At 70.3% G+C, this 22,372-nt stretch carries 23 protein-coding genes; 10 read left to right on the forward strand and 13 right to left on the reverse strand.

What is annotated here, in order from left to right:
• Positions 1–36: 36 nt before the first annotated feature.
• Positions 37–636, forward strand: a complete 600-nt coding sequence (locus ABT354_RS19220; protein ID WP_351495205.1) for a CBS domain-containing protein — start codon at positions 37–39, stop codon at positions 634–636.
• A gap of 432 nt (positions 637–1,068) precedes the next feature.
• Here the strand turns inward: ABT354_RS19220 and ABT354_RS19225 are convergent, their stop codons facing one another.
• The 9 genes from ABT354_RS19225 to ABT354_RS19265 form a co-directional block, all read right to left on the reverse strand.
• On the reverse strand, positions 1,069–1,257 hold the full coding sequence (locus ABT354_RS19225; protein WP_351495207.1) for a hypothetical protein: 189 nt from the start codon (positions 1,255–1,257) through the stop codon (positions 1,069–1,071).
• A gap of 822 nt (positions 1,258–2,079) precedes the next feature.
• Positions 2,080–3,246, reverse strand: coding sequence for a helix-turn-helix domain-containing protein (locus tag ABT354_RS19230; protein ID WP_351495209.1), 1,167 nt, complete (start codon positions 3,244–3,246; stop codon positions 2,080–2,082).
• Between the two features lie 171 nt (positions 3,247–3,417).
• Positions 3,418–4,587 carry a helix-turn-helix domain-containing protein gene (locus ABT354_RS19235; protein WP_351495211.1) on the reverse strand — a complete coding sequence of 390 codons (1,170 nt, stop codon included), beginning with the start codon at positions 4,585–4,587 and terminating at the stop codon, positions 3,418–3,420.
• 134 nt (positions 4,588–4,721) lie between these two features.
• On the reverse strand, positions 4,722–5,042 hold the full coding sequence (locus tag ABT354_RS19240) for a hypothetical protein (protein ID WP_351495212.1): 321 nt from the start codon (positions 5,040–5,042) through the stop codon (positions 4,722–4,724).
• Positions 5,008–5,232: a hypothetical protein gene (locus ABT354_RS19245; RefSeq protein ID WP_351495213.1), complete on the reverse strand. Its 225-nt coding sequence runs from the start codon at positions 5,230–5,232 to the stop codon at positions 5,008–5,010. Before ABT354_RS19245 ends, ABT354_RS19240 begins: the two co-directional genes overlap by 35 nt.
• A 510-nt stretch (positions 5,233–5,742) precedes the next feature.
• Complete coding sequence (locus tag ABT354_RS19250; RefSeq protein WP_351495215.1) at positions 5,743–6,063, reverse strand: hypothetical protein; 321 nt, start codon at positions 6,061–6,063, stop codon at positions 5,743–5,745.
• Positions 6,064–6,225: 162 nt separating this feature from the next.
• Positions 6,226–6,534, reverse strand: a complete 309-nt coding sequence (locus tag ABT354_RS19255; RefSeq protein ID WP_351495217.1) for a DUF1876 domain-containing protein — start codon at positions 6,532–6,534, stop codon at positions 6,226–6,228.
• Positions 6,535–6,605: 71 nt separating this feature from the next.
• On the reverse strand, positions 6,606–7,265 hold the full coding sequence (gene leuE / locus ABT354_RS19260; RefSeq protein ID WP_351495219.1) for a leucine efflux protein LeuE: 660 nt from the start codon (positions 7,263–7,265) through the stop codon (positions 6,606–6,608).
• 83 nt (positions 7,266–7,348) lie between these two features.
• On the reverse strand, positions 7,349–8,920 hold the full coding sequence (locus ABT354_RS19265; RefSeq protein WP_351495221.1) for an acyl-CoA mutase large subunit family protein: 1,572 nt from the start codon (positions 8,918–8,920) through the stop codon (positions 7,349–7,351).
• Between the two features lie 158 nt (positions 8,921–9,078).
• Here ABT354_RS19265 and ABT354_RS19270 point away from each other — a divergent pair, with 158 nt between their 5' ends.
• A complete protein-coding gene (locus ABT354_RS19270) occupies positions 9,079–10,065 on the forward strand; it encodes a L,D-transpeptidase family protein (protein ID WP_351495223.1) in 987 nt (328 codons plus the stop codon).
• A gap of 267 nt (positions 10,066–10,332) precedes the next feature.
• Here ABT354_RS19270 and ABT354_RS19275 read toward each other — a convergent pair whose 3' ends face one another.
• From ABT354_RS19275 to ABT354_RS19290, 4 genes are all read right to left on the reverse strand, one after another.
• The gene (locus ABT354_RS19275) at positions 10,333–11,625 is read right to left on the reverse strand and encodes a hypothetical protein (protein WP_351495225.1); all 1,293 of its coding nucleotides are present in this window, start codon (positions 11,623–11,625) and stop codon (positions 10,333–10,335) included.
• A complete protein-coding gene (locus ABT354_RS19280) occupies positions 11,625–12,440 on the reverse strand; it encodes an RNA polymerase sigma factor (protein ID WP_351495227.1) in 816 nt (271 codons plus the stop codon). Before ABT354_RS19280 ends, ABT354_RS19275 begins: the two co-directional genes overlap by 1 nt.
• A 615-nt stretch (positions 12,441–13,055) precedes the next feature.
• Positions 13,056–13,661, reverse strand: a complete 606-nt coding sequence (locus ABT354_RS19285; protein WP_351495229.1) for a hypothetical protein — start codon at positions 13,659–13,661, stop codon at positions 13,056–13,058.
• Positions 13,662–14,017: 356 nt separating this feature from the next.
• On the reverse strand, positions 14,018–15,703 hold the full coding sequence (locus ABT354_RS19290; protein ID WP_351495231.1) for a beta-N-acetylhexosaminidase: 1,686 nt from the start codon (positions 15,701–15,703) through the stop codon (positions 14,018–14,020).
• A 426-nt stretch (positions 15,704–16,129) separates the two neighbouring features.
• Here ABT354_RS19290 and sdhC point away from each other — a divergent pair, with 426 nt between their 5' ends.
• The 8 genes from sdhC (at position 16,130) to ABT354_RS19330 (ending at position 22,282) form a co-directional block, all read left to right on the forward strand.
• Entirely contained in the window at positions 16,130–16,510 is a 381-nt protein-coding gene (gene sdhC, locus ABT354_RS19295; RefSeq protein WP_351495233.1) for a succinate dehydrogenase, cytochrome b556 subunit, read from the forward strand.
• A gap of 8 nt (positions 16,511–16,518) precedes the next feature.
• A complete protein-coding gene (locus ABT354_RS19300) occupies positions 16,519–16,995 on the forward strand; it encodes a succinate dehydrogenase hydrophobic membrane anchor subunit (RefSeq protein WP_351495235.1) in 477 nt (158 codons plus the stop codon).
• Between the two features lie 19 nt (positions 16,996–17,014).
• Positions 17,015–18,769: a succinate dehydrogenase flavoprotein subunit gene (sdhA, locus tag ABT354_RS19305; protein ID WP_351495237.1), complete on the forward strand. Its 1,755-nt coding sequence runs from the start codon at positions 17,015–17,017 to the stop codon at positions 18,767–18,769.
• Positions 18,769–19,536, forward strand: a complete 768-nt coding sequence (locus ABT354_RS19310) for a succinate dehydrogenase iron-sulfur subunit (protein ID WP_351495239.1) — start codon at positions 18,769–18,771, stop codon at positions 19,534–19,536. Before sdhA ends, ABT354_RS19310 begins: the two co-directional genes overlap by 1 nt.
• Positions 19,537–19,931: 395 nt before the next feature.
• Entirely contained in the window at positions 19,932–20,381 is a 450-nt protein-coding gene (locus ABT354_RS19315) for a hypothetical protein (RefSeq protein WP_502983447.1), read from the forward strand.
• Between the two features lie 190 nt (positions 20,382–20,571).
• The gene (locus ABT354_RS19320; protein WP_351495243.1) at positions 20,572–20,994 is read left to right on the forward strand and encodes a hypothetical protein; all 423 of its coding nucleotides are present in this window, start codon (positions 20,572–20,574) and stop codon (positions 20,992–20,994) included.
• 5 nt (positions 20,995–20,999) lie between these two features.
• The gene (locus tag ABT354_RS19325; RefSeq protein ID WP_502983452.1) at positions 21,000–21,449 is read left to right on the forward strand and encodes a thiol-disulfide oxidoreductase DCC family protein; all 450 of its coding nucleotides are present in this window, start codon (positions 21,000–21,002) and stop codon (positions 21,447–21,449) included.
• Positions 21,450–21,460: 11 nt separating this feature from the next.
• Entirely contained in the window at positions 21,461–22,282 is an 822-nt protein-coding gene (locus tag ABT354_RS19330; protein WP_351495247.1) for a TetR/AcrR family transcriptional regulator, read from the forward strand.
• Positions 22,283–22,372 lie beyond the last annotated feature (90 nt).

Genomic DNA, 22,372 nt, shown 5'->3' on the forward strand with positions numbered 1-22,372 from the left:
GATGTGACCAGCGGATACGAAAGGGGCGGGCGGGCGATGAGGCACCGTACGATCGCCGATCTGATGACCCCCGTGGCCGTGGCCGTACAGCCCGGCACCGCGTTCAAGGAGATCGCGCGGCTGCTGGACGAGTACGGGATCACGGCCGTACCGGTGATCGACGACGAGGAGCGCCCGATCGGGGTGGTCTCGGAGGCGGACCTGCTGCGCCGCCAGACCTCCCGGACCACCGCGAGCACCGCCGAGGGCCTGATGTCCAGCCCGGCGATCGTCGCCGAGCCGGACTGGAGCGTGATCCGCGCGGCGAAGGTCATGGAGGAGCACCGGATCAAACGACTGCCCGTGGTGGACCGGGCGGGGCGGCTGACCGGGGTGGTGAGCCGCAGCGATCTCCTCCGGCTCTTCCTCCGCCGGGACCGGGCGATCCAGGAGGAGATCCTGGAGGACGTCCTCACCCACACCCTCGGCCTCTCCCCCTCCGCCCTGACCGTCGACGTCACGGACGGCCGCGTCACCCTCAGCGGCACGGTGGACCGCGACGACCTGCGCCCGGTCCTCCTCAGGCTCTGCGAGAGCGTCGACGGGGTGGTCGAGGTGGCCGACCGCCTGGTGTACGAGGACCCGACCCCCAGCTGAAGCAAGCCTCTGCGGCGCTTGAGGCGCAGGGGCCTCGAAACTCAGCCTCGCCGGCGCTTGAGGCGCGGGGGTCTCGGGGGCTGGCCCCCGACAGGTGCCTCAATCTCAGCCCCTCCGGCGTTTGAGGAGCGGGGTTCGGGGTTGGCCCCGACGTCCGCCCGAGGTGACTCGGGGCTGGGGTCCGTCCTCAAACGCCGGACAGGCTTGATTTGTGCGGGCAGCCCTTGCCACAAGGGGGATTGGACGCGAGGTGACTCGCATGTGCGGGGGCGGGGGCCTCCGGGCTCACCTCCTCGGGGCCGGCAGACTGAGGAGAAGGCCAAGCTCGGGGGCCGTCCGCCGGTCCCCTGCGGGGGCGACCCTGCACCCCCCGACCTCGTTGCACGAGGAACGGACCCCCTTGTGGTGCGGGCAGACCGCGACGGGGAGGGGTCAGAGGAGGTCCGGCTCGGGCGTCTGGTGGGACCAGCGGGCGGTCTTCCGTGCCTCGGCCATCTCGGCGTCGGTCGCCAGGAGGTGGTCCAGCCTTCCGGCACGGATGTCGGCGGCGAAGACGGTGAGGGCGACCCGGGGGACGATCAGCGCGGGCTGGGGGCTGTCGCAGTCACGCAGGCGGATCATGCGCAGACCGTAGGGGCCATCGGGGGACGGAGTGGCATTGAGGGACATGGCTGTCTCCCTGAAAGTGGGGGTGTGTTGGCTGGACGGGCCCCGGCCGTCCGTGCGGGGGTGAACGGCCGGGGCCCTGGTGTTCCCGGGAACCCCTGGGAAGGGCGTGGGGTGCGTCCGGGAACAAGGCCCGCCCAGGGCAGGGGTTCGGGCGGACCCGCTTGGGGAACCGCCCTCCGTGGCGCCGGTGAGAGGAACACCGCTGAACCTGCCGGCGCCACGGAGGACGGGGTCTCTAGAGCCGGTCGGCGACGCCCAGGGCGTGCAGACCGACGGAGAGCGACCACGCCGTGAGCAGGGCCACGGTCCGGGCTATCGACCGGCGGTGTCGTCGCCGCTGCTCACGCATGGCGGTGTCCTTCCGACCATGGAGTGGAACGGTCCGAACCTCGCGCGGAGTTCGTGATCGCGCTGTATCCGCCGACGGAGAGCGAGGAGGAGAGGACTGTCCCCAGTCGAGGGCGGGGCGTCGTCAGACGGTGGGTGCTCGCTCACGGATCACCTCCCGGTAGGGAGGTCCGGCGATCACCCGCTGCTCGAATGCGAACTCTGAATCCCGCTTCGGCTGCCGCAATTCAGCACGGGGTACATGGTATTCGCGCCTCTTGGGCACAAGGAACCATGCGGTCCAGGTTGAGAGGGTCCATAAGACCTCAGTTGCCACTTCGCCACCTGCTCATTGTTCGGCTAAGTGACGAAGAAACTACTCAGCGAAAGGGGTGGCGTCTGTGGCACTCCGACCGCTCACCCCCGTGAAGTACCCCAATGGTTCAACTACAGGGGCATCCCCACGACATCGGCCATGGCCCGCATCTCACTGGTCAGGGTCCGGCGACCCTTGGCGATCCTGGCAAAGATGTCGCGGGCATATCGCTGATTGGGCAGCCACTCCGGGCTGCTGGCCCTGATCTGCTCCAACTGCCCGAACGCCTCCATATACATTCCCGTCTTGGCGTAGGCATCCGCCACATCGAGGAAGTGACGATTGCGATTGTTCGACCCTTGCGATCGTACCGAGATTTTTCGCGCAATACGCAACACCAGATCGGGCTGATCCATTACAGATGCGTTCTCTGCGGCATGGAGCCTGACTCTGGTGGGGCCGAATGTGCTCGACCGGCCGATGTTTCGGGGTGTGTACTCCCGCCCAAGAGCCGCAGCAGCTGAATTGGCGAAACGCAGTGCATTCTGGGCGACGCCAGGATGAGCGTTGCGGATGGCCGACCCCGACACTCTGAGGAGCATGATTCCCCAAGCGCTCAGCTCTTCGGGAGTCGCGCGGGTGATGCGAGGCTCGGTCTCGTCCGCCCACTTCACGGCAAGGTCATGAGCCTTCTCCAGCTCTCCCTGGCGCATCAGCAGCCAGGACCATGTATTCATGACAGCCGCCCCTTCCAGGCGGTCAGATGCTTCACTCATGGCGCGTTGCAGAGCAGTTTCAGCGACATCAAACTGACGCGTCTGAACCATGAGCCATCCGGAAAGCTCCAGCAGTCGGACCCGAAGCTCACGTCCGGCATCTCCCAGTGCTTCAGCGTCTTGCAGAAGTGATGGAAGAGCAAGGGCGAGCTTAGCGAATTCGTCTTTCCTGAACATGGGCTCAGTGGCGCTCAATGCATCTCGTACACCAGCCACGGTGGGTTGATCGTCATCCGACTGAGGCATTCGAGGGGGCTGTTCGAGTGCGGAACGGAGAGACTCCCAGCGCTCCTTGGTTCCTTCCCGGGGGCCTTCTTCGTTGGGACCGCCCGACAAGCGCATGGTCGGTACCCGGAGTGCCGCCGCCAGCTTCCTCAGGGTTTCCAGGCGAACGGTCTCGCGCTCACCTTGTTCAAGCTTCCGGATGATCGACAGTGAGACACCCGAGGCATCGGCAAGGCCCCGCTGCGTGAGCCCCCGGCGCTTACGTACATCCTTGACGTGCCTACCCGCGTCGCTCATACCATCGAGAGTACGCCGACAGGGAACTCTCCACCCCTTCTCTGCAACAGAGTTGGCGCCGGACGGTCCGGAAACGATCTGCGCCCGTCACCCAACTGGGTGACGGGCATGAGCCTCGTGGCCCCGCAGCACTCAGACCACTCACCTCAGTGACATACGCCAAGGGTTGAACTACAGGGGCATCCCCACGGCATCGGCCATGGTCCGCATCTCACTGGTCAGGGTCCGGCGACCCTTGGCGATCCTGGCAAAGATGTCGCGGGCATATCGCTGATTGGGCAGCCACTCCGGACTGCTGGCCCTGATCTGCTCCAGCTTTCCGAATGCCTCGGCATACTGTCCCGTTTTCGCGTACGCTTCGGCCACGTCCAAGTAGTGACGATTCCGGTTGGTGCTGGTTGGCTTCAGCGCGTAGGCAGGAATTTTATCAGCGAGACGCAGAACGACGTCCGGGCGATCTGCGATGCTCGCATTCTCCGTACGCTTGAGATGCACAGTCGTAGGCCCAAAGGTGCGGAGGAAGTCATTTTCGGGAGCGAACTCGCGCCCCAGCGCAACGGCCGCAGCGCGGGCGAATCTAAGCGCATCGGCAGCCTGTCCATCCTGGGAGTTCCGCATCGCGGCCGCTGACACCCGAAGAAGCATCCACCCCCATGAACTCAGCTCGGAAGGGGTCGCCCGAGTCACCCTGGGCTCTGTCTCATCCGCCCATTTAACGGCAAGATCCAAAGCAGAATCGAGCTTTCCCTGACGAAGCAGGAGAAAGCACTGTGTATTTACTGTGGCCGCCCCCTCCATACGGTCTCCCGCGTCATCGAGTGCACGATTGAGGGCCACCTCCGCCGATGCAAACTGACGCGTCTGGACCATGAGCCACCCGGCGAGCTGCAAGAGCCGTACACGGATGGCCCGGCCATCGCTCCCCAGCGCTTCGGCGTCATGCAGGAGCGGTGGCAGCACAACAGCGAGTTTGGCGAATTCGTCTTTCCTGAGCATGGGCTCAGCGGCGGTCAGGGCGTTTCGCAGGCCGGCCACCGTCGGCTGATCATCATCTGACCCCAGGGCGAGCGGGGGCTGTTCAAGTGCGGCACGCAAGGCCGCCCATCGCTCCTTGGTTCCTTCCCGAGGGCCCTCTTCGTTAGGGCCGCCCGACAAGCGCATGGTCGGTACCCGGAGTGCCGCCGCCAGCTTCCTCAGGGTTTCCAGGCGAACGGTCTCGCGCTCACCTTGTTCAAGCTTCCGGATGATCGACAGTGAGACACCCGAGGCATCGGCAAGGCCCCGCTGCGTGAGCCCCCGGCGCTTACGTACATCCTTGACGTGCCTACCCGCGTCGCTCATACCATCGAGAGTACGCCGACAGGGAACTCTCCGCCCCTTCTCTGCAACGGAGTTGGCGCCAATGAGCGTAAAAGAAACCTCGTGCCCGTCACCCAGTTGAGTGACCGCACGAGGTGTCCCAGCGGCTACCCCGACTACTGTGGCGCGGGGACCACGGCAGGTGTTGCCATGCCGTTGTACTCAAGGGCACGCGGGCCCAGCTCGACGCTGCGGACCAGAACCCCCGGGAAGTCCTGGAAGAGATCGAGCGCGGACGCGATGGCCCCGGTGAGTGTTTCCGCGTCGAAGGAGCACCAGAACTCTGCCGAGTCCGGGCCCTCGACCAAGCTCATGCGCCCGTCATTGAAACTGTCCAGGCCATCCAGGGTGTCGGACTGCTCCGGCGTCAGCGGCGCTTGAAGATGCAGGATGAAGTCCCACTCACGAACAGCCACGGTGGTCCTTGACGAAATCATCGATCGAGCGTGCCTCTCTTCCCTGGTTCTGGGGGGTGCAGTGCACCCGATGCCTTTTGGTGCAGGGGCAGCAGATGACCCAGCCCCACCGATGGCGGTTCTTGTCGTGCGTCACCTTGAGCCCCGCCGCCTCCGCACGCCTCAGCGCCGCCTCGACATCCTTCTTCTGGTGCCGGTCACCAAGTCCCATGCCACCACGTACTAACGCCCCGGCGACAGCACCGGCGACCGAACCGGACGCCAGTCGCCCGAACGAGCTACCTCGGGGACACCGGCGGCAGAATCCAGCGGGGCTCCGGGGGCCAGTCGATGGGGTTGGGGTGTCACCCTGACCGAACCTGAGATACGGGCCCCTCGGCGCGGGCATGGTGAAGGGGAAGGGAGAGAACACCGTGAGTCTGAATCCTCCATCACCGTTCAACCCCCCACCCCCGTCAGGGCCGTTCCAGCCGTCCCTGGGGCACCTCTGCGACCGGTGCGACGGCGTGGTCTTCCACGGCCGGTGCGGTCGGTGCGGCCACACCTGGGAACGCGTGCGTCAGCTCGGGGCCGTGATCGAGATGAACGAGCCGTGCCCCGACCCCGAGTGTCACGGGGAGGTGGTGACGCGGCATGTGTACGACGACGACGCCAACTTGATGTCCGTGGAGCGGGGGCCTTGCTCGTCCGGACTGCACTGACCGCCGTCGACGGGCTGCTGTCAGACTGCCGGAGGGGTGGCTCCCACCGGAGGCGGCGCGGGGACCACGGCCGGGGTCGACATGCCGTTGTCCTCCAGCGCCATCTCGTCCAGCTCGACACTGCGGACGAGGACACCAGGAAGGTCCTCGAACCTTTCGAGAGCTTCCGCGATGGCCTCCGTCAGGTGCTCCGCGTCGAAGTGGCACCAGAACTCCGCCGTTCCCGGGCCCGTGACCGGGGTGGCCCGGCCATCGCTGAAACTGTCCGACCAGTCGAGGGCGTCGGACTGCTCCGGCGTCAGTGGGCCCTGAATATGCAAGGTGAAGCGCCAGCTACGCACAGCTCTCGTGCCTCCGGGTGCATCGATCGACACCCCCGGCCACGCAGCCGGAGCCGAGGGGTAGGTACACCGCACGTAACTAACGCCCCGGCGACAGCACCGGCGGCCGAACCGGACGCCAGTCGCTCGAACGAGCTACCTCGGGGACGCCGGCGGCACGGCCTAGCAGGGCTCCGGAGGCCAACCGAAGAGAGGGGTCTGTTCGGGGTGGCTCGGGGGGCCCGCGCCCACCGATTCGAGGTCGCGGTCGGCGGCCCGCATCAGGCGGCCGGAGAGATCGCGCATCGCGCGCCCCGCCGCCAGTTCCTCGCCGATCTCGGGGATGTCGACATCGAGCGGATTGCAGTGGGCGCTCCCCCGGCCCGTGAGGGTCGTGGTGCCGGTGTCGAGCACCGCGCGTGCCCGGGTCGTGCCGTCCTCCTCCGTGAGGACGAGGCCGACGGTCCATTCATGGGTCCGTGCAGCAGCCATGGCCGCACCTCCTTGGCCGACTCCCTCCAGCATCCCCCCGGACCGCGCCGACCGCAGCGGTGAGCGGGCGGTCACGCGCTGCTGAGCGAGAGCTTCACCGCGAAGCCGAGGAAGAGCGCGCCCGCCGCCGAGGTCGCCCCCGCCGAGAGCACCCGGCGGCGCCGGAAGGCGGCGGCCAGCTTGGTGCCGGTGAATATCAGCCCGCTCAGGTAGAGGAGGCTGGCGAGCTGGAGACAGCTCCCGAGCACCAGGAACGAGAGCGCGGGATAGGCGTACGCCGGGTCGACGAACTGCACGAAGAAGGCGATGAGGAACAGGATCGCCTTCGGGTTGAGCAGGCTGATCACCAGCGCCCGGCGGAACGGCAGCTCCCGGGTCCCCGCGGCCTCGGGCTCCGTGCCGGGGTCCTCGGCGCGGCGCTCGTGGCGGGTGCGCCACATCGACCAGGCCGCCCGGAGCATGCCGATCGCCATCCAGGTCAGATAGCCCGCGCCCAGCAGCTTCACCACGCCGAAGAGCAGATCGTTGGTCTGGAGCAGCGAGGCCGCGCCCGCCGCGGCCAGCACCATCAGGATCGTGTCGCCCAGGAAGACCCCGGCGACGGCCCCGTACGCCTGTCGCACTCCGCGGCGGGCGGCCACCGAGAGCACATAGAGCGAATTCGGCCCCGGGATCAGGATGATCAGCACAAGGCCGGCGAGGTACGTGGGGAGGTCAGTGACGCCGAGCATGAGTGGGAGTGTCGCACAGGGATGCGAATCGGCCATAGGGACGGAAGGCCCTGGTCAGAACCGATACCCAGGGGCTGGAAACCTCAGCGGGGCGTGTACTCGCCCCACTCCGCGCGCAGCGCGTCGCAGACCTCCCCCACCGTGGCCCGGGCCCGCAGGGCCTCCCGCAGCGGTGGCAGCAGTCCGGCCGTGCCCCGGGCCGCCGAGCGCACCTCCGCCAGGGCCCGGGTGACGGCCGCCCCGTCCCGCCCGGCCCGCAGCGCGGCCAGCCGCTCGGTCTGCCGGGCCTCGATCCCGGGGTCGACCCGGAGCGGCCGGTAGGGCTCCTCCTCGTCCAGGACGAAACGGTTGACGCCGACCACCACCCGTTCCCCGGACTCGGTCTCCCGGGCGACGCGATAGGCACTCTCCTCGATCCGCTCCTTCTGGAAGCCGTGCTCGATCGCGCGCACCGCGCCGCCCAGCTCCTCGATCCGTTCCATCAGGGCGAGCACCTCCGTCTCCGTGCGGTCGGTGAGCGACTCGACAGCGTAGGAACCGGCGAAGGGGTCGACGGTGGCGGTGACATCCGTCTCGTACGCCAGGACCTGCTGGGTACGGAGGGCGAGCCGGGCGGCCCGCTCCGTCGGGAGGGCGATGGCCTCGTCATAGGCGTTGGTGTGCAGCGACTGGGTGCCGCCGAGGACGGCGCCGAGGCCCTGGAGGGCCACCCGTACCAGATTGACCTCGGGCTGCTGGGCGGTGAGCTGCACCCCCGCGGTCTGGGTGTGGAAGCGGAGCATCCAGGACCGGGGGTCGCGGGCTCCGAAGTCCTCCCGCATCACCCGGGCCCAGATCCGGCGGGCGGCCCGGAATTTCGCCACTTCTTCGAGCAGGGTGGTCCGCGCGACAAAGAAGAAGGAGAGACGGGGTGCGAATGCGTCCACCTCCATTCCGGCGTCCAGTGCGGTACGGACATAGGCGATGGCGTTGGCCAGGGTGAAAGCGATCTCCTGTACGGGGGTCGCCCCGGCTTCGGCCATGTGATAGCCGGATACGGAGATGGTGTTCCACTGCGGGAGTTCGGTACGGCAGTAGCGGAAGACATCGGCGGCCAGCCGCAGCGAGGGTTCCGGCGGAAAGATATAGGTGCCGCGCGCGATGTATTCCTTGAGGATGTCGTTCTGGACGGTGCCGGTGAGCCGGTCGCCCGGTACGCCCTGTTCCTCGGCGACCAGTTGGTAGAGGAGCAGCAGCACGGCGGCGGGAGCGTTGATCGTCATCGAGGTGGAGACCCGGTCCAGCGGGATCCCGTCGAAGAGCACCCGCATGTCCTCGATGGAGTCGATCGCCACCCCCACCTTGCCGACCTCGCCCCGGGCGAGGGGCGCGTCGGAGTCGTGGCCCATCTGGGTCGGCAGGTCGAAGGCGACCGAGAGCCCGGTGGTGCCATGGTCGATGAGCCGCCGGTAGCGGGCGTTGGACTCGGTGGCGGTGCCGAATCCCGCGTACTGCCGCATCGTCCAGGGGCGGCCGGTGTACATGGTGGGGTACACACCCCGGGTGTACGGGTACGAACCGGGTGCGCCCAGTTTCACCGCCGGATCCCAGCCCGTCAGCGATTTCTGGTCGTATACCGGCTCGATGGGCTGCCCGGACTCGGACTGGCGTGTCATTTTCGGCCTTCCCTGTTTCCGTGCCGGGATGTTTTCCCCATAATGCGCGGGAACGCGGGACCCGGCGGGGTGGGAATCGCCGGGGAGTACCGGGGAGTACCGGAGAACGCCGTACGGAGGGATGCCCGCACAGCGGGTACGGGGAGTGGGGGAAGGTCATGACGTATACGGGAGAACCCGGGGCGGCGCACGGGCCGAGGGCGGGGGCACGGTGGTCCGTCGCGGCGACGGCGCTCCTGCTGGCGTTCGCCGCCGTCGCGAGCTGCTCGGACCGTGGCGAGGAGCCGGCGGCCTCGGCCGCCCCCACGGGGCCGCCGGGTGCCGGGGCGGCTCCGTCGCCCACCCAACGGCCGACCACGGCCCCGCCGTCCACCGCTCCCCCCACTACCGCCCCGCCGTCCACCGCCCCGCCGTCCACCGCCCCGCCGTCCACCGCCCCGCCGTCCTCGGCGTCGCCGGAGGCGCCGGTGCAGCCCTCGGCGTCGGCCACCGCGTCCCGGACACCGGCGCCCCGGGTGCTCTTCGGCCGGGGCGACGAAGGTGCCGGGGTCCGCGAACTCCAGGCGAGGCTGGCCCAGATCAGCTGGTTCGACTCGGCCCCCACCGGGTTCTACGGGCGGCTCACGGCGAGCGCCGTGGACGGCTTCCAGGCCCGGCGGGGACTGCCCCGGACCGGGCAGGCGGACACGGTGACCTGGGCGAGGCTGCTCGGGATGACGACCCGGCCGACCGCCGCCGAACTCTCCGGCGAGAAGCCCCGTCCCCCGCGCCCCCGGCTCGACCCGCGCTGTCTGAACGGTCGGGTGCTCTGTGTCAGCAAGGCCACGCGGAGCCTGTCCTGGGTGGTCGACGGCACCGTCCGGGCCACGCTGGATGTGCGCTTCGGTTCGGAGTACACCCCCACCCGGGAGGGGGTGTTCCAGGTCTTCTGGAAGTCCCGGCACCATGTCTCGACGCTGTACGACACCCCGATGCCGTACGCGATGTTCTTCAGCGGCGGCCAGGCGGTGCACTACTCGGCGGACTTCGCGGCCCAGGGGTACAACGGCGCCTCGCACGGCTGTGTCAATGTCCGGGACAAGGCCGGGATCGCGGCGCTGTTCGCGGCGGTCCGTACGGGCGACAAGGTCGTCGTCCACCGGTGAGGCCCTGATCAGGACACGGGGAAGATCCCCTCCGGGACACCGGAAGTACACCCGGGCGCAGGAGGGAAAGAGAAGTGGCGGGGGAAAAAAGAGAAGTGGCGCGGGTGGGACCGGGGGAACGAGTCCCACCCGCGCCGATGCGCCGAGCCGTAGGTACGGGGGGAACCCCGGCTTCTGGCGCCGCCGATGACCAGTCGGCTCACTCTGTACTGCGCCATCGGCCCGCGAAACGTCACACCTCTCTGCGTCTTTTTACAAAGACGCAGGTCAAAGGCGCTCTCCAAGGACCAGGGGACCGGAATCCGGATGGTGCGGTCCGGTGACCGGAGCCCGGGTGGGGTCGGTCTGCGGGGCGGGGAAGAGGGGGTACGGGGCCGGGTGCTCGGTCCGGGCGGTCCTGCCCGGGTCCCGGCCCGCACCGGTTCCCCGGTCGTCGTCGGTGTCCCGGTGGGCGGGGCGGTCGTAGCGGCCGTCCCCGGTGGACGGCTCATTGGCCCGGTACGGCTGGTCACCCCGGTCCGGGCGAGTGGGTCGGTCCGCCCCACCCGGGCGGTGGTGGGCACCGGAACCGGCCCCCGCGCCGCCGTTCTGGGGCCGGGCCGCGCCGCCGGGTCCGTCCGCGCCGGGGTGCCGGTCGGGGCCGCCGTCGGGGCCCGGCCAGCCGTCCGCCGTACGCCCGCCGTACCCCCGGCCACCGCCCGCGCCGTCCGTACCGCTCCCCCGGGTCTCCGGGTCGGGACGGCCCAGGATCTGGTCGCAGAACGCCTCCACGCCGCCGCTCCCCGCGTGCCGCTCCAGTCGCTGCCGCCACCGGTCGGCGATGGTGTCGTCCCGGTACTTGCGGCAGGCCTTCCCCATCCAGGGATGCCGGTCGGGGCCGTGCCGCCAGTCCTTCTCCACACCCCGGTGGTCCCCGGGGCGCCGGTCCCGGTCCCGGTCACCGTCGTCGTCGCCGTCGTCACCGGCGCCGTCCGGATCGCCCTCCCGCTGGAGCTTCCCGCTCCGCCCGGGGGACGGGTCCCGGTCGGCGGGCGGCGACGGAGGGGCGAACCCCTGCACCGAGCCCCCCGGCGTACCCCCGCCGACCGGATCCGGCAGCACCGGGCCCTGGCCCGAGACGCCCGGCCGGCTCTGGGCGAACGGGGAGGGCAGCAGCCCCGTACCGGTCGCCACCGCGACCCCGCTGAAGGCGAACGCGGCCACCAGGGCGATCACCCCGGAGCGCGCCGACCGGGACATCCGGCCGCCGAACGGCACCGGGCGCGGCTGACGAGCGAGCCGTACGACCCCCAGACTGAGCGCGCCCGCCCCGACCGGGCCGTCCGCCCGCTCCCGTGCCGCACGGAACGCGGCCAGCGCGGCGGCCTCCCCCGGCAGCTCCCCCGCACCGCCGCCGGGCAGGGCGTCCCGCGCCCTGCGGACCCCGGACAGCGCCTCGTTCAGCCGCCCGGCGGCCGGGGTCACGGGCCCTTCGGGCACCCCGGCCGTCCCCCCGCGCAACAGCCACTCGGCCGTGGCCCTGTCCAGCCAGTCCTGCCCGCCTTGCGCGTCCTCGGCCATCACACGTCCCTCTGCGCCCGCAGCCGGGTACGCGTCGCACCGGCGGGTGCGGTGGCACCGGGCCGGGACGCGCGCTGCGGAGGCATGCCGTTCAGATCCATACTGCGGTCGTGGGGGCGGTCGGGCCGAGCCGTCCCTGGGGAACGCCCGTCCTCCCCGCCGACGCCGTCCGCACCGTACGCTCTCCCGGCCCGGTCCGTGTACTTGGTGTACCCGTCCTGCCTGCGGCCCTCCGCGCGGGCCGTCCCCTCGGGGGCCCCGGGGTCCTCCGCCCCCAGCAGCTCCGCCAGCCGTTTGAGCCCGCGATGGGCGGCGGTCCGCACGGCCCCGGGGCGTTTGCCGAGGGTCCGGGCGGCGCTCTTGGCGTCGAGGCCGACCACCACCCGGAGCACCACCGCCTCGGCCTGGTCCTGCGGCAGCCGGGCGATCAGTGCCATGGTGCTGCCGGTGGAGAGGGCCTCCATCGCCTCGTCGGCGGTGTCCGACTCGGCCGGGCGTCCGGTCAGTTCGGTCTCGTCGCCGCCGACCGCCGGGCGGCGGCCCCTCATCCTGATGTGGTCGAGTGCGCGGTTACGGGCTATCCGCGCGGCCCAGCCCCGGAACCGGTCCGCGTCACCGCTGAAGCCGTCCAGGTCACGTGCGATCTGGAGCCATGCCTCGGATGTGACGTCCTCGGCGTCCGGATCGCCGACCAGCGTCCGTACATAGCCGAGCAGGCGCGGATGCACCGCGCGGTACACAGCCCGGAAGGCGCTCTCGTCCCCCTGCTGTGCCGCGAGCACCGCGGCCGTCAGCTCCGCGTCGTCCCCCAGCACTACCTCAACCTGTTCCGAATCGCAGCTGGTCACCACTGCCCGCGCCCCAGGACGCGATCAGCACGCTACGGCGTTCCGTCAGCCGCGTCCATGACTTCGTACAACTTGCAACAATATGGTCACCCGACCGGGTGTGACAGAAATCGCCGGCCCGGCGCTGAGTGGAGTACGGGGACGCACAGCGCACCCGTCGGACGACGGCCGGGGTCTCTCCTGTGGGGGGTGGCGACCCCGGTCGTCCTCCCTCGCCGGTGCCCGCGTCCCGCCACGAACCGGCGGTCCCGCGGCCGTTCCGCGCCCGCCCGTCCGCCGCTTCCGGCGGACGCCTTCCCGCCCTCACGGCGGATACACCTCTCCGCCGCGGGCGTCCGTCAAGGGTGTCCCCGTCGCCGCCATCGCGCCCCCGGTTCCCTCGGTCCGGCCCCGGGCCCGTTCGCCCGTGTGCCGCCCGGCCCGTTACCTGTTCGTTCCCCGCTGCGGCCCCGGGCACCCGTGGCCATCACCCGGGTGATGGCCGGATCCTCGGGCTCCGCCCGGCAGATCACTCCGTACCCGTACATATCGCCCATCGGTCCGTCCCGATCACGACTGATCACGAGCCGGGGTGACCGGGGGTCAGCCGCCGACCCGGGAGCGCCGGGAGACCACCGCCCGCAGGACCCGCTGTCCCTCGGTCGACACCCGCAGCACCTGGCGGAGCCCGGCGCCGCCGGTGCCGTCGGCCAGGATCTCCAGGACCCGCACCTGCCGCCGCAGCTCCCCCGCGACCAGCGGGCCGGCCCCGGCCGGTTCACCCGTACGGCAGCTCTTGAGGACCTCCACCACATCGGTGGCGGCGGGCTCCCCGCGCCCCGGGCCCGCGTCGAGCCGGTGGTGGAGTTCGAGCGCGGCCACCGAGCAGTCGTCGGCCCACTCCCGCAGCGGCTCCGCCTCCCAGGCGGCGGGCGCCGCGTCCAGCATCTGCCGGACCAGCGCGGCGGCCGGCTCACCGGCGGCGTCCGCGCCGTTTCCCGACGCCCCGGCCACCGCGAGACCCTCGGCCGCGGCGGCGAGCGACGCGGGCCAGACCCCGCCGCCCCGGGCCAGGCCGGACCAGAGCGGACGCAGGGCGTCCGCCTCCGCCGCGAGCAGCGGCAGGCATCGTTCCAGGCAGGCCACCCCGCTGGCGGCCAGCCCTCGCTCATCCGCCTCCGCGATCAGTTCCCTCAGGCACTTCGACACCGCCGACCCCTCCCCTCGCGGCGCGGTTTTCGGGCCGCTTGGCGCAAAGTACCCCGTCCGCACCCCCGCCGCCATGGGTTGTCCGGAGCTGAGCGGTTGTGCCCATCACCGGTGGCCCGTACGGCGATATCCCCCGGGTAGGCATGAGCCAGGCGCATATGCACGTTCTTCTGTTAGATTCGTCGCACCCGGAACTCGGCGCGGGGGGCCCGGCGTTGTCCGGCGCGCGCCCCGCCCACCGAGCCCACCGGGCAGCCGCGGTGTGGGCCCGCGCACCCCCGAGCGGACTCACACCGCGCACCCCTGCCCATAACCGGGCGCCGCCTCACCCCCCCTGCCCGTATCCGGGCCCGGTCTCACTCCCCGAGACGGTCGGCGAGACCCCGGAACTCCGCCCAGCTCCGGGCCGGGGTCCGCGGGTCCCACAGCTTCTGCGCGGTCGCCCGCAGCGGCAGGGCGATCCCCCGGGCGATCCGCTCCGGGGTCTGCGCCTTCGACAGATCGCACCAGACGGCGAACCGCCCGCCCAGGATCAGCGCCGAGTGGCGCGCCGGGACCGGCCGGGTGCCGCGCAGCACCAGCGGGGTCCACTCCTCGTAGATCCGCCGGCCGGTCGGATAGACGAAGTCATTGGGCTCGCCGAGTACGTAGTAGAGGTACTCGTCGTTGAGGTTGACCACCGGACGGCCCTCGGCCAGATACTCCGCCGGGGGCCGCGCCCCGATCTCCTTGCCGGTCCAGTACTCGACCTCGATGTCCTCGGCGACGCTCTCCCGGCCGCCCCGGGTGTAGCCGTCGTTCCAGGCCTTCAGGGTGCGGCCGTCGGGGCGGAGCACATCGGCCCGGTCGTTGACCCAGGCGGCGGCGAGGTCCTGGACGCGCCCCTGGGGCCCGTACCGCTCCCGGGCCAGGGCGGCCAGCTCCGGGAAGGAGGCCTCCGGGTCCCGCCGGGTCAGCGCCTGGTACTCGTCGCCGCCGAGATGCCAGTACGCCCCGTCGAAGAGGTCCGCGTACTCCCGCAGCAGCTCGTCCACGAGCCGTCCGGAGGCCGGGTCCCCGATGTCGACCGCGCCCGGCACCGCCCGGCCCGCCGCGTCCCGGAGCTGGAGCGCGGGGTGCTTCGCCAGCACCGCGCCCAGATGGCCGGGTGAGTCGATCTCCGGGATCACGGTGATGTGGAGCGAGGCGGCCAGCTCGATGATCCGCCGTACCTCGGCCTTGGTCAGATGCTGCGGGGAGACGATCTCCGGATGGGTCGTGGAGGCGATCCGGAACCCCTGGTCGTCGGAGAAGTGCAGCCCCAGCTGGTTCAGCTTGAGGTCGGCCATCTCGCGCAGCCGGTCCTCGATCCAGGCGGCGTCGAAGAACTTGCGGGCGGTGTCGACCATGAATCCGCGCTGGGGCCGGTCGGGGCCGTCGCGGACGGTTCCCTCGGGCATCGAGCCGCCGGAGCGGACCGCCTGCTTGAGGGTGCGGGTGCCGTAGAAGACCCCCGCCTCGGTGGGGGCGGCGATCCGCACCCGGTCGCCCGAGACGGTGAGGGTGTACGACTCGGAGCCCACCGCTCCGGGCGGCGCGGCGGGCCTGGGGGCGGTCGGGGCCCCCGGGGTGAGCGCCAGCTCCACATCGCCCGCGCGGGCGGCGGCCGTCCCCCGGAAGGCGAGCCCCAGCTCCCCGGCGAGCAGCCGGGCCTCGTCCGTCAGCCCCGCGCCGCCCGGGGCGGTGACGACCGCCCGGCCGGACGCGGGACGCCACCCCGGGCCCCGGGCGGGTTCATGGCTCCGTACGGCGGGGATGGTCGCGGGAGCCCGGGAGAGCGGATACACCCGGGAGGGTGAGGGGCTCGGAGTGGCGCCGGTTGCCGAACGGTCCTCCGCTCCGACAGCCGTACGATCGGTTTCGCGACTTTCCCCCGCTATGCCGGGTTCGCCGGAATCACCCGATCCGTTCTCCGCGCAGCCGCCGAGCGCCAGGGACAACACGGTGGTCAGGACGGCCGCCGTGGTCGCGGCGGACCGGATCCGCCCAGGGTGGCGTATCACTCCGCTACCTCCTGCCCGATCTCCGTACCCGGGGGCCGAAGCGCCCCCGGGCCGTCCGGGACACCGCCCGGGGCGTCACCCGGGGCGGAGCCCAGGGCCCGGGGCGATTGAACACCCGCCCCAGGGGTCCCGCCATCGCCACCGTGACCGCCGGGACGGGACCCCACCGCACCCCACGGCGCCCCGGAGGGTCCGGGAGGTCCCCGGGCGACGGCCCCGGAGGCCCCCGGAGCATGGCCGGGAGGCACCTTCCCGATAGCCCGTCCGTGGCTGTTTGATTGCCTGTTTGATCACACCTGAGGACCCCGCGCGAACGAACCGACAACTCGTCGCTACGATGGCCGGGGCCGGTGGACCGTACCCGGCCGGGCCAGACCGACACCCCAAGCCGGCAGGCCCCAGTCCCCGCTCCCGGAGGGTTCTTCCGTGCCGGCTGGAACGCTGTACCGCGGCCGGGAAGGAATGTGGTCCTGGGTGGCTCATCGAGTCACCGGCGTCCTCATCTTCTTCTTCCTGTTCGTGCATGTGCTGGACACCGCTCTCGTCCGTGTCTCCCCCGAGGACTACGACAAGGTCGTAGCCGTCTACAAGACGCCACTCGTGGCGCTGCTGGAGTACGGGCTTGTCGCCGCCGTGCTCTTCCACGCGCTCAACGGTCTGCGCGTCATCGCCGTGGACTTCTGGTCCAAGGGCCCGCGCTACCAGAAGCAGATGCTCTGGACCGTGATGGGCATCTGGATCGTGCTGATGGCGGGCGCCCTTTACCCCGTCCTCGGTCACGCCGCACGCGAAGTCTTCGGGAGCTGAGTCCGGACATGTCTGCTGACACCTCTTCCGCCATCGGCTCCGTCGAGGGCGCGCCCGTCTACGACGTGGACAACCCCGCTCCACTGATCGAGGCACCCCGCAAGCGCACGGGCAGGACCCCGCGCGCCACCCGCGGCAACTTCGAGATGGCCGCATGGCTCTTCATGCGCCTCTCCGGCGTGGTGCTCGTCGTCCTGGTCATCGGCCACCTGATCATCCAGCTGGTGCTGGACGGCGGTGTGTCCAAGATCGGCTTCGCGTTCGTCGCGGGCCGCTGGGCCTCCCCGTTCTGGCAGATCTGGGATCTGCTGATGCTGTGGCTCGCCATGCTGCACGGCGCCAACGGCCTGCGTACCGTCATCAACGACTACGCCGAACGCCCGAACACGCGTCTGTGGCTCAAGGGCCTGCTGTACACCGCCACGGTGTTCACCATCCTGCTGGGCACGCTGGTGATCTTCACCTTCGACCCGAACATCCGCTAAAGCCGGGGCTGACGAACCAATGAAGATCCACAAGTACGACACCGTCATCGTCGGCGCCGGTGGCGCCGGCATGCGCGCGGCCATCGAGGCCACCAAGCGCAGCCGTACCGCCGTGCTGACCAAGCTCTACCCCACCCGCTCCCACACGGGCGCCGCGCAGGGCGGCATGGCCGCCGCGCTCGCCAATGTGGAGGAGGACAACTGGGAGTGGCACACCTTCGACACGGTCAAGGGCGGTGACTACCTGGTCGACCAGGACGCCGCCGAGATCCTGGCGAAGGAGGCCATCGACGCCGTCCTCGACCTGGAGAAGATGGGCCTGCCGTTCAACCGGACCCCGAACGGCACCATCGACCAGCGCCGCTTCGGCGGCCACTCGCGCAACCACGGCGAGGCCCCGGTCCGCCGGTCCTGCTACGCCGCCGACCGCACCGGTCATATGATCCTCCAGACGCTGTACCAGAACTGCGTCAAGGAGGGCGTGGAGTTCTTCAACGAGTTCTACGTCCTGGACCAGCTGATCACCGAGGTCGACGGCGTCAAGAGGTCCGCCGGCGTGGTGGCGTACGAGCTGGCCACCGGCGAGATCCACATCTTCCAGGCGAAGGCCGTGATCTACGCCTCCGGCGGCACCGGCAAGTTCTTCAAGGTGACCTCCAACGCGCACACCCTCACCGGCGACGGCCAGGCCGCCTGCTACCGGCGCGGGCTGCCGCTGGAGGACATGGAGTTCTTCCAGTTCCACCCGACGGGCATCTGGCGGATGGGCATCCTGCTGACGGAGGGCGCCCGTGGTGAGGGCGGCATCCTCCGCAACAAGGACGGCGAGCGCTTCATGGAGAAGTACGCGCCGGTCATGAAGGACCTCGCCTCGCGCGACGTGGTCTCCCGCTCCATCTACACGGAGATCCGCGAGGGCCGCGGCTGCGGTCCCGAGGGCGACCATGTCTTCCTGGACCTGACCCACCTGCCGCCGGAGCAGCTGGACGCCAAGCTCCCGGACATCACCGAGTTCGCCCGGACCTACCTCGGCATCGAGCCCTACACGGACCCGATCCCGATCCAGCCGACCGCGCACTACGCCATGGGCGGCATCCCGACCAATGTCGAGGGTGAGGTGCTGGCCGACAACACCACCGTCGTGCCGGGCCTGTACGCCGCCGGCGAGGTGGCCTGTGTCTCCGTGCACGGCGCCAACCGCCTGGGCACCAACTCGCTCCTGGACATCAATGTCTTCGGGCGCCGCGCGGGCATCGCCGCCGCGGAGTACTCCGCCACCGCCGACTATGTCGAGCTGCCGGAGAACCCCGCCTCCCTCGTCGTGCAGATGGTGGAGCAGCTGCGGGACTCCGAGGGCGGCGAGCGGGTCTCGGAGATCCGCCGCGAGCTCCAGGAGACCATGGACGCCAATGTCATGGTCTTCCGCACCGAGCAGACGATCAAGACCGCGGTCGAGAAGGTCGCGGAGCTGCGCGAGCGCTACCGGAACGTCTCCATCCAGGACAAGGGCAAGCGGTTCAACACGGACCTCCTCGAAGCCATCGAGCTGGGCAACCTGCTCGAACTGGCCGAGGTCATGGCCGTCTCCGCGCTGGCCCGCAAGGAGTCCCGCGGCGGTCACTACCGCGAGGACTACCCCAACCGGGACGACGTCAACTTCATGCGCCACACCATGGCGTACCGCGAGGTCGGCGACGACGGCACCGAGACCGTCCGCCTCGACTACAAGCCGGTCGTCCAGACCCGCTACCAGCCGATGGAGCGTAAGTACTGATGGCTACCCCTGTCATGGACAAGGCCGAGTCCGCCCCCGCCGAGTCCGCCGCCTCGCCGTACATCACGGTCACCTTCCGGATCCGGCGGTTCAACCCGGAGATCTCCGAGCACGCGGTCTGGGAGGACTTCGAGCTGGAGATCGACCCCAAGGAGCGGGTCCTCGACGGTCTGCACAAGATCAAGTGGGACCAGGACGGCACCCTGACCTTCCGCCGCTCCTGCGCGCACGGCATCTGCGGCTCCGACGCGATGCGGATCAACGGCAAGAACAGGCTCGCCTGCAAGACGCTGATCAAGGACATCAACCCGGAGAAGCCCATCACGGTCGAGGCCATCAAGGGCCTGACGGTCCTGAAGGACCTGGTCGTGGACATGGAGCCGTTCTTCCAGGCGTACCGCGATGTCATGCCCTTCCTGATCACCAAGGGCAATGAGCCCACCCGTGAGCGCTTCCAGACCGCCGAGGACCGCGAGCGCTTCGACGACACCACGAAGTGCATCCTCTGCGCCGCCTGCACCACGTCGTGCCCGGTCTTCTGGAACGACGGCCAGTACTTCGGCCCGGCGGCGATCGTCAACGCCCACCGCTTCATCTTCGACTCGCGTGACGAGGCCGGGGAGCAGCGGCTGGAGATCCTGAACGACAAGGACGGCGTCTGGCGCTGCCGTACGACCTTCAACTGCACGGACGCCTGTCCGCGTGGCATCGAGGTCACCAAGGCGATCCAGGAGGTCAAGCGGGCGCTGATCACGCGCCGCTTCTGATCCCGGCCGCCATCGCCCCGACCGGGGCGCGCACGGCCGTCAGGGCCCCGATCCCGCCCGGGACCGGGGCCCTCGGCGTACCCTCCCGGGCGGAGCGCGGTCCGGGAGGCTTCACCGGGGATCGGCGGACCTGGCAGGATCGTGGGTACGGCCGCGGGGAGACGACCTGGGGGCCGTGGACAGGGAACGGGGGCACGGAGATGAACGAACCGAATCCGTACCGGTCGGAGGGGTCGGGGGAGCCGGCGGGGCCGGAGGGCGAGCCGGAGTACCGGTGGGGGCCGTCGGAGCCGCCCGGGTACGGGCCGGGGTACGGGTACCCCCAGGCCCCGCCGCCGGGGCCGTATCCGCCGCAGCCTCACCCGTACCCGCCGACGCAGGGCTACCCGCCCCCGGTGCAGCCGGGGCCGCCGACCCAGCCGTATCCGGCGCAGCAGCCGTATCCGCCGGCCCAGCTCTCCGGGATGGCCGTCCCCGCCTACGGGGCGCCCCTGGCGGGCATGGCGCCGGTGCTGACGATCGGTGACATCACGGTGGTGGGGGACCAGATCCTCACCCCGTCGGGGCCCATCCCCCTCAAGGGCGCGGTCTGGCATGCGATGGATCTCTCGCAGACCACCGAGAAGATCCCGACCTATGCCGTGGTCCTCGCCGTCACCTTCGCCCTCGCCTGTCTGCTGGGGCTCTTCTTCCTCCTCATCAAGGAGAAGGAGGTCACGGGCTTCATCCAGGTCAGTGTGGCGGGCGGCGGGCGGCAGCACACCACGATGATCCCCGCGCACAACCCCTACGCCATCCACCACATCATGGAGCAGATCAACTACGCCCGGCTGCTGAGCGCGTAGTCCCTCCCGGGCACCTCCCCTGCGTCCTCCGGCACCTTCCGGTGCCGGGGATCCGGGTCCTGCCGCGCCGCTTGTTGTCATGCGCATGACCATCACTCCACCGTCCTCGCAGTCGACTTGAACATGTTCAAAAAGAGGTCTACGGTCAGGTCCGTCGGAACTTTTGAACACGTTCAAGGAGCGTGGGGGCATGGACCTCAACGTGGTCTCGTACGTCGTCTACCTGACCGTCAGCATCGCGCTGACGGTATGGGTCGCACGCACCCTCAGCAGAAACGGCCGGGTCTTCCTCGCCGATGTGATGCGCGGCGACGAGAAGCTCGCCGATGCCGTCAACCATCTGCTGGTCGTCGGCTTCTACCTGGTGAACCTCGGCTTCGTCGTGCTCTATCTGCGCGGCGACGGGCGGGTGACCGAGGTGATCGAACTCTTCGACGCCCTCTCGATGAAGCTCGGCGTCGTCCTGCTGGCACTCGGCGCGATGCATCTGTGCAATGTGTACGTCCTCAGCAGGATCCGCCGCCGCCGCATGATGGAGCGGGAGATGGTGCCCCCGGTCGCGCCCCAGGGCTGGACCGGACTCCAGCCCGCACCGGGCCAGGGCGGGGTGTGACCCCGGTGGCCGGGGCGGTGGCGGCGACGGGTGCGCTCACGGAGCGCACCCCGGTCGGGGGACTGACGGTGCTGTACGACGCCCAGTGCCCGCTCTGTGTCCATCTGCGGCACTGGCTCCAGCGCCAGCACCAGCTCGTACCGCTGCGGATGGTCCCCGCCGCCTCCGAGGAGGCACAGCGGCTCTTCCCCGGCCTCGACCACCACGGCACCCTGCGGGAGGTCACCGTGATCGGGGACCGGGGGCAGATCTACCGGGGGCAGTCGGCCTGGATCGTCTGTCTGTGGGCGCTGAGCGACCACAGGTCCCGGGCGATCTGGCTGGCCACCCCGGCGGGGCGGCCCTTCGTCCGGGTGACGATGCTCGCGGCGGCCAAGTACCGCGAGCGGCGCGCCGGGGCGAACGGCGGGTGGGGTACCGATCCCTGCGACGGCCACTGCGCGGTCCCCGGCTAGGCTCGGTCCCCGTGACGGACGCACAGCCCCCCGCGAAGAGCGCTCCCAAGAGCGAGCAGACCCGTACGCTCATCCTCGAAACGGCCCTCAGGCTGTTCCAGGAGCGTGGTTACGACAGAACCACCATGCGGGCCATCGCCCAGGAGGCGGGCGTCTCGGTGGGGAACGCGTACTACTACTTCTCCTCCAAGGAACATCTGATCCAGGGCTTCTACCACCGGATCGCCGCCGAGCACCAGGCCGCGGTCCGGTCGGTCCTGGACCGGGAGACGGCGCTGGACAAGCGGATCTCCGGGGTGCTGCTGACCTGGCTGGACATCGCGGAGCCGTACCACGAGTTCGCCGCGCAGTTCTTCAAGAACGCGGCGGACCCGGAGAGTCCGCTGAGCCCCTTCTCGCCCGAGTCCGGGCCCGCCCGCGAGGAGGCCCTCTCGGTGCACCGGGAGGTCCTGGCCGGGGCGCGGACCAAGGTGCCGGCGGAGTTGCACGACGCCTTCCCGGAGCTGATGTGGCTCTCCCAGATGGGGCTCGTCCTCTACTGGGTCTTCGACCGCTCGGAGGGCCGTGAGCGCAGCCGGAAGCTGGCGGAGCAGGGGGCCAGGCTGACCGCCCGGGGCATCGTCCTGTCGCGCTTCCGGGTGCTGCGGCCCCTGGTCCACGACATGCACGAGCTGGTCACCGATCTGCTGCCGGGGATGGCGCAGACCGTCGCGGCCCGCAAGCGGGACGAGCCGGCCGAGCGGGACAAGGCGGCGAAGTCGGGCCGTAAGCGGACCGCGGCCCCCCGGCGGAAGCCGGAGGGCGCGGACCAGGGCGGTGCGGGCGAGGCCTAGGGAGTGTCTTCAAAGTAGCGTCGTTCGCCCGGAGGGCGGGCCGGGCGGGGTCTGGTGCGTGCAATCGCAAGGCGGAGGAGGGAGTCCATG

Origin of the sequence: Streptomyces sp. NPDC000594 (assembly GCF_040299965.1) — a bacterium.
GTDB lineage: Bacteria > Actinomycetota > Actinomycetes > Streptomycetales > Streptomycetaceae > Streptomyces.

Coding starts and splice junctions, on each gene's coding strand:
- ABT354_RS19275 (WP_351495225.1), bottom strand. CDS start 11,625: ATGGCCGAGGACGCGCAAGGCGGGCAGGACTGGCTGGACAGGGCCACG.
- sdhA (WP_351495237.1), top strand. CDS start 17,015: ATGAAGATCCACAAGTACGACACCGTCATCGTCGGCGCCGGTGGCGCC.
- ABT354_RS19245 (WP_351495213.1), bottom strand. CDS start 5,232: ATGGGACTTGGTGACCGGCACCAGAAGAAGGATGTCGAGGCGGCGCTG.
- ABT354_RS19270 (WP_351495223.1), top strand. CDS start 9,079: ATGACGTATACGGGAGAACCCGGGGCGGCGCACGGGCCGAGGGCGGGG.
- ABT354_RS19220 (WP_351495205.1), top strand. CDS start 37: ATGAGGCACCGTACGATCGCCGATCTGATGACCCCCGTGGCCGTGGCC.
- leuE (WP_351495219.1), bottom strand. CDS start 7,265: ATGCTCGGCGTCACTGACCTCCCCACGTACCTCGCCGGCCTTGTGCTG.
- ABT354_RS19235 (WP_351495211.1), bottom strand. CDS start 4,587: ATGAGCGACGCGGGTAGGCACGTCAAGGATGTACGTAAGCGCCGGGGG.
- ABT354_RS19320 (WP_351495243.1), top strand. CDS start 20,572: ATGGACCTCAACGTGGTCTCGTACGTCGTCTACCTGACCGTCAGCATC.
- ABT354_RS19265 (WP_351495221.1), bottom strand. CDS start 8,920: ATGACACGCCAGTCCGAGTCCGGGCAGCCCATCGAGCCGGTATACGAC.
- ABT354_RS19225 (WP_351495207.1), bottom strand. CDS start 1,257: ATGATCCGCCTGCGTGACTGCGACAGCCCCCAGCCCGCGCTGATCGTC.
- ABT354_RS19255 (WP_351495217.1), bottom strand. CDS start 6,534: ATGGCTGCTGCACGGACCCATGAATGGACCGTCGGCCTCGTCCTCACG.
- ABT354_RS19300 (WP_351495235.1), top strand. CDS start 16,519: ATGTCTGCTGACACCTCTTCCGCCATCGGCTCCGTCGAGGGCGCGCCC.
- ABT354_RS19240 (WP_351495212.1), bottom strand. CDS start 5,042: ATGATTTCGTCAAGGACCACCGTGGCTGTTCGTGAGTGGGACTTCATC.
- ABT354_RS19230 (WP_351495209.1), bottom strand. CDS start 3,246: ATGAGCGACGCGGGTAGGCACGTCAAGGATGTACGTAAGCGCCGGGGG.
- ABT354_RS19310 (WP_351495239.1), top strand. CDS start 18,769: ATGGCTACCCCTGTCATGGACAAGGCCGAGTCCGCCCCCGCCGAGTCC.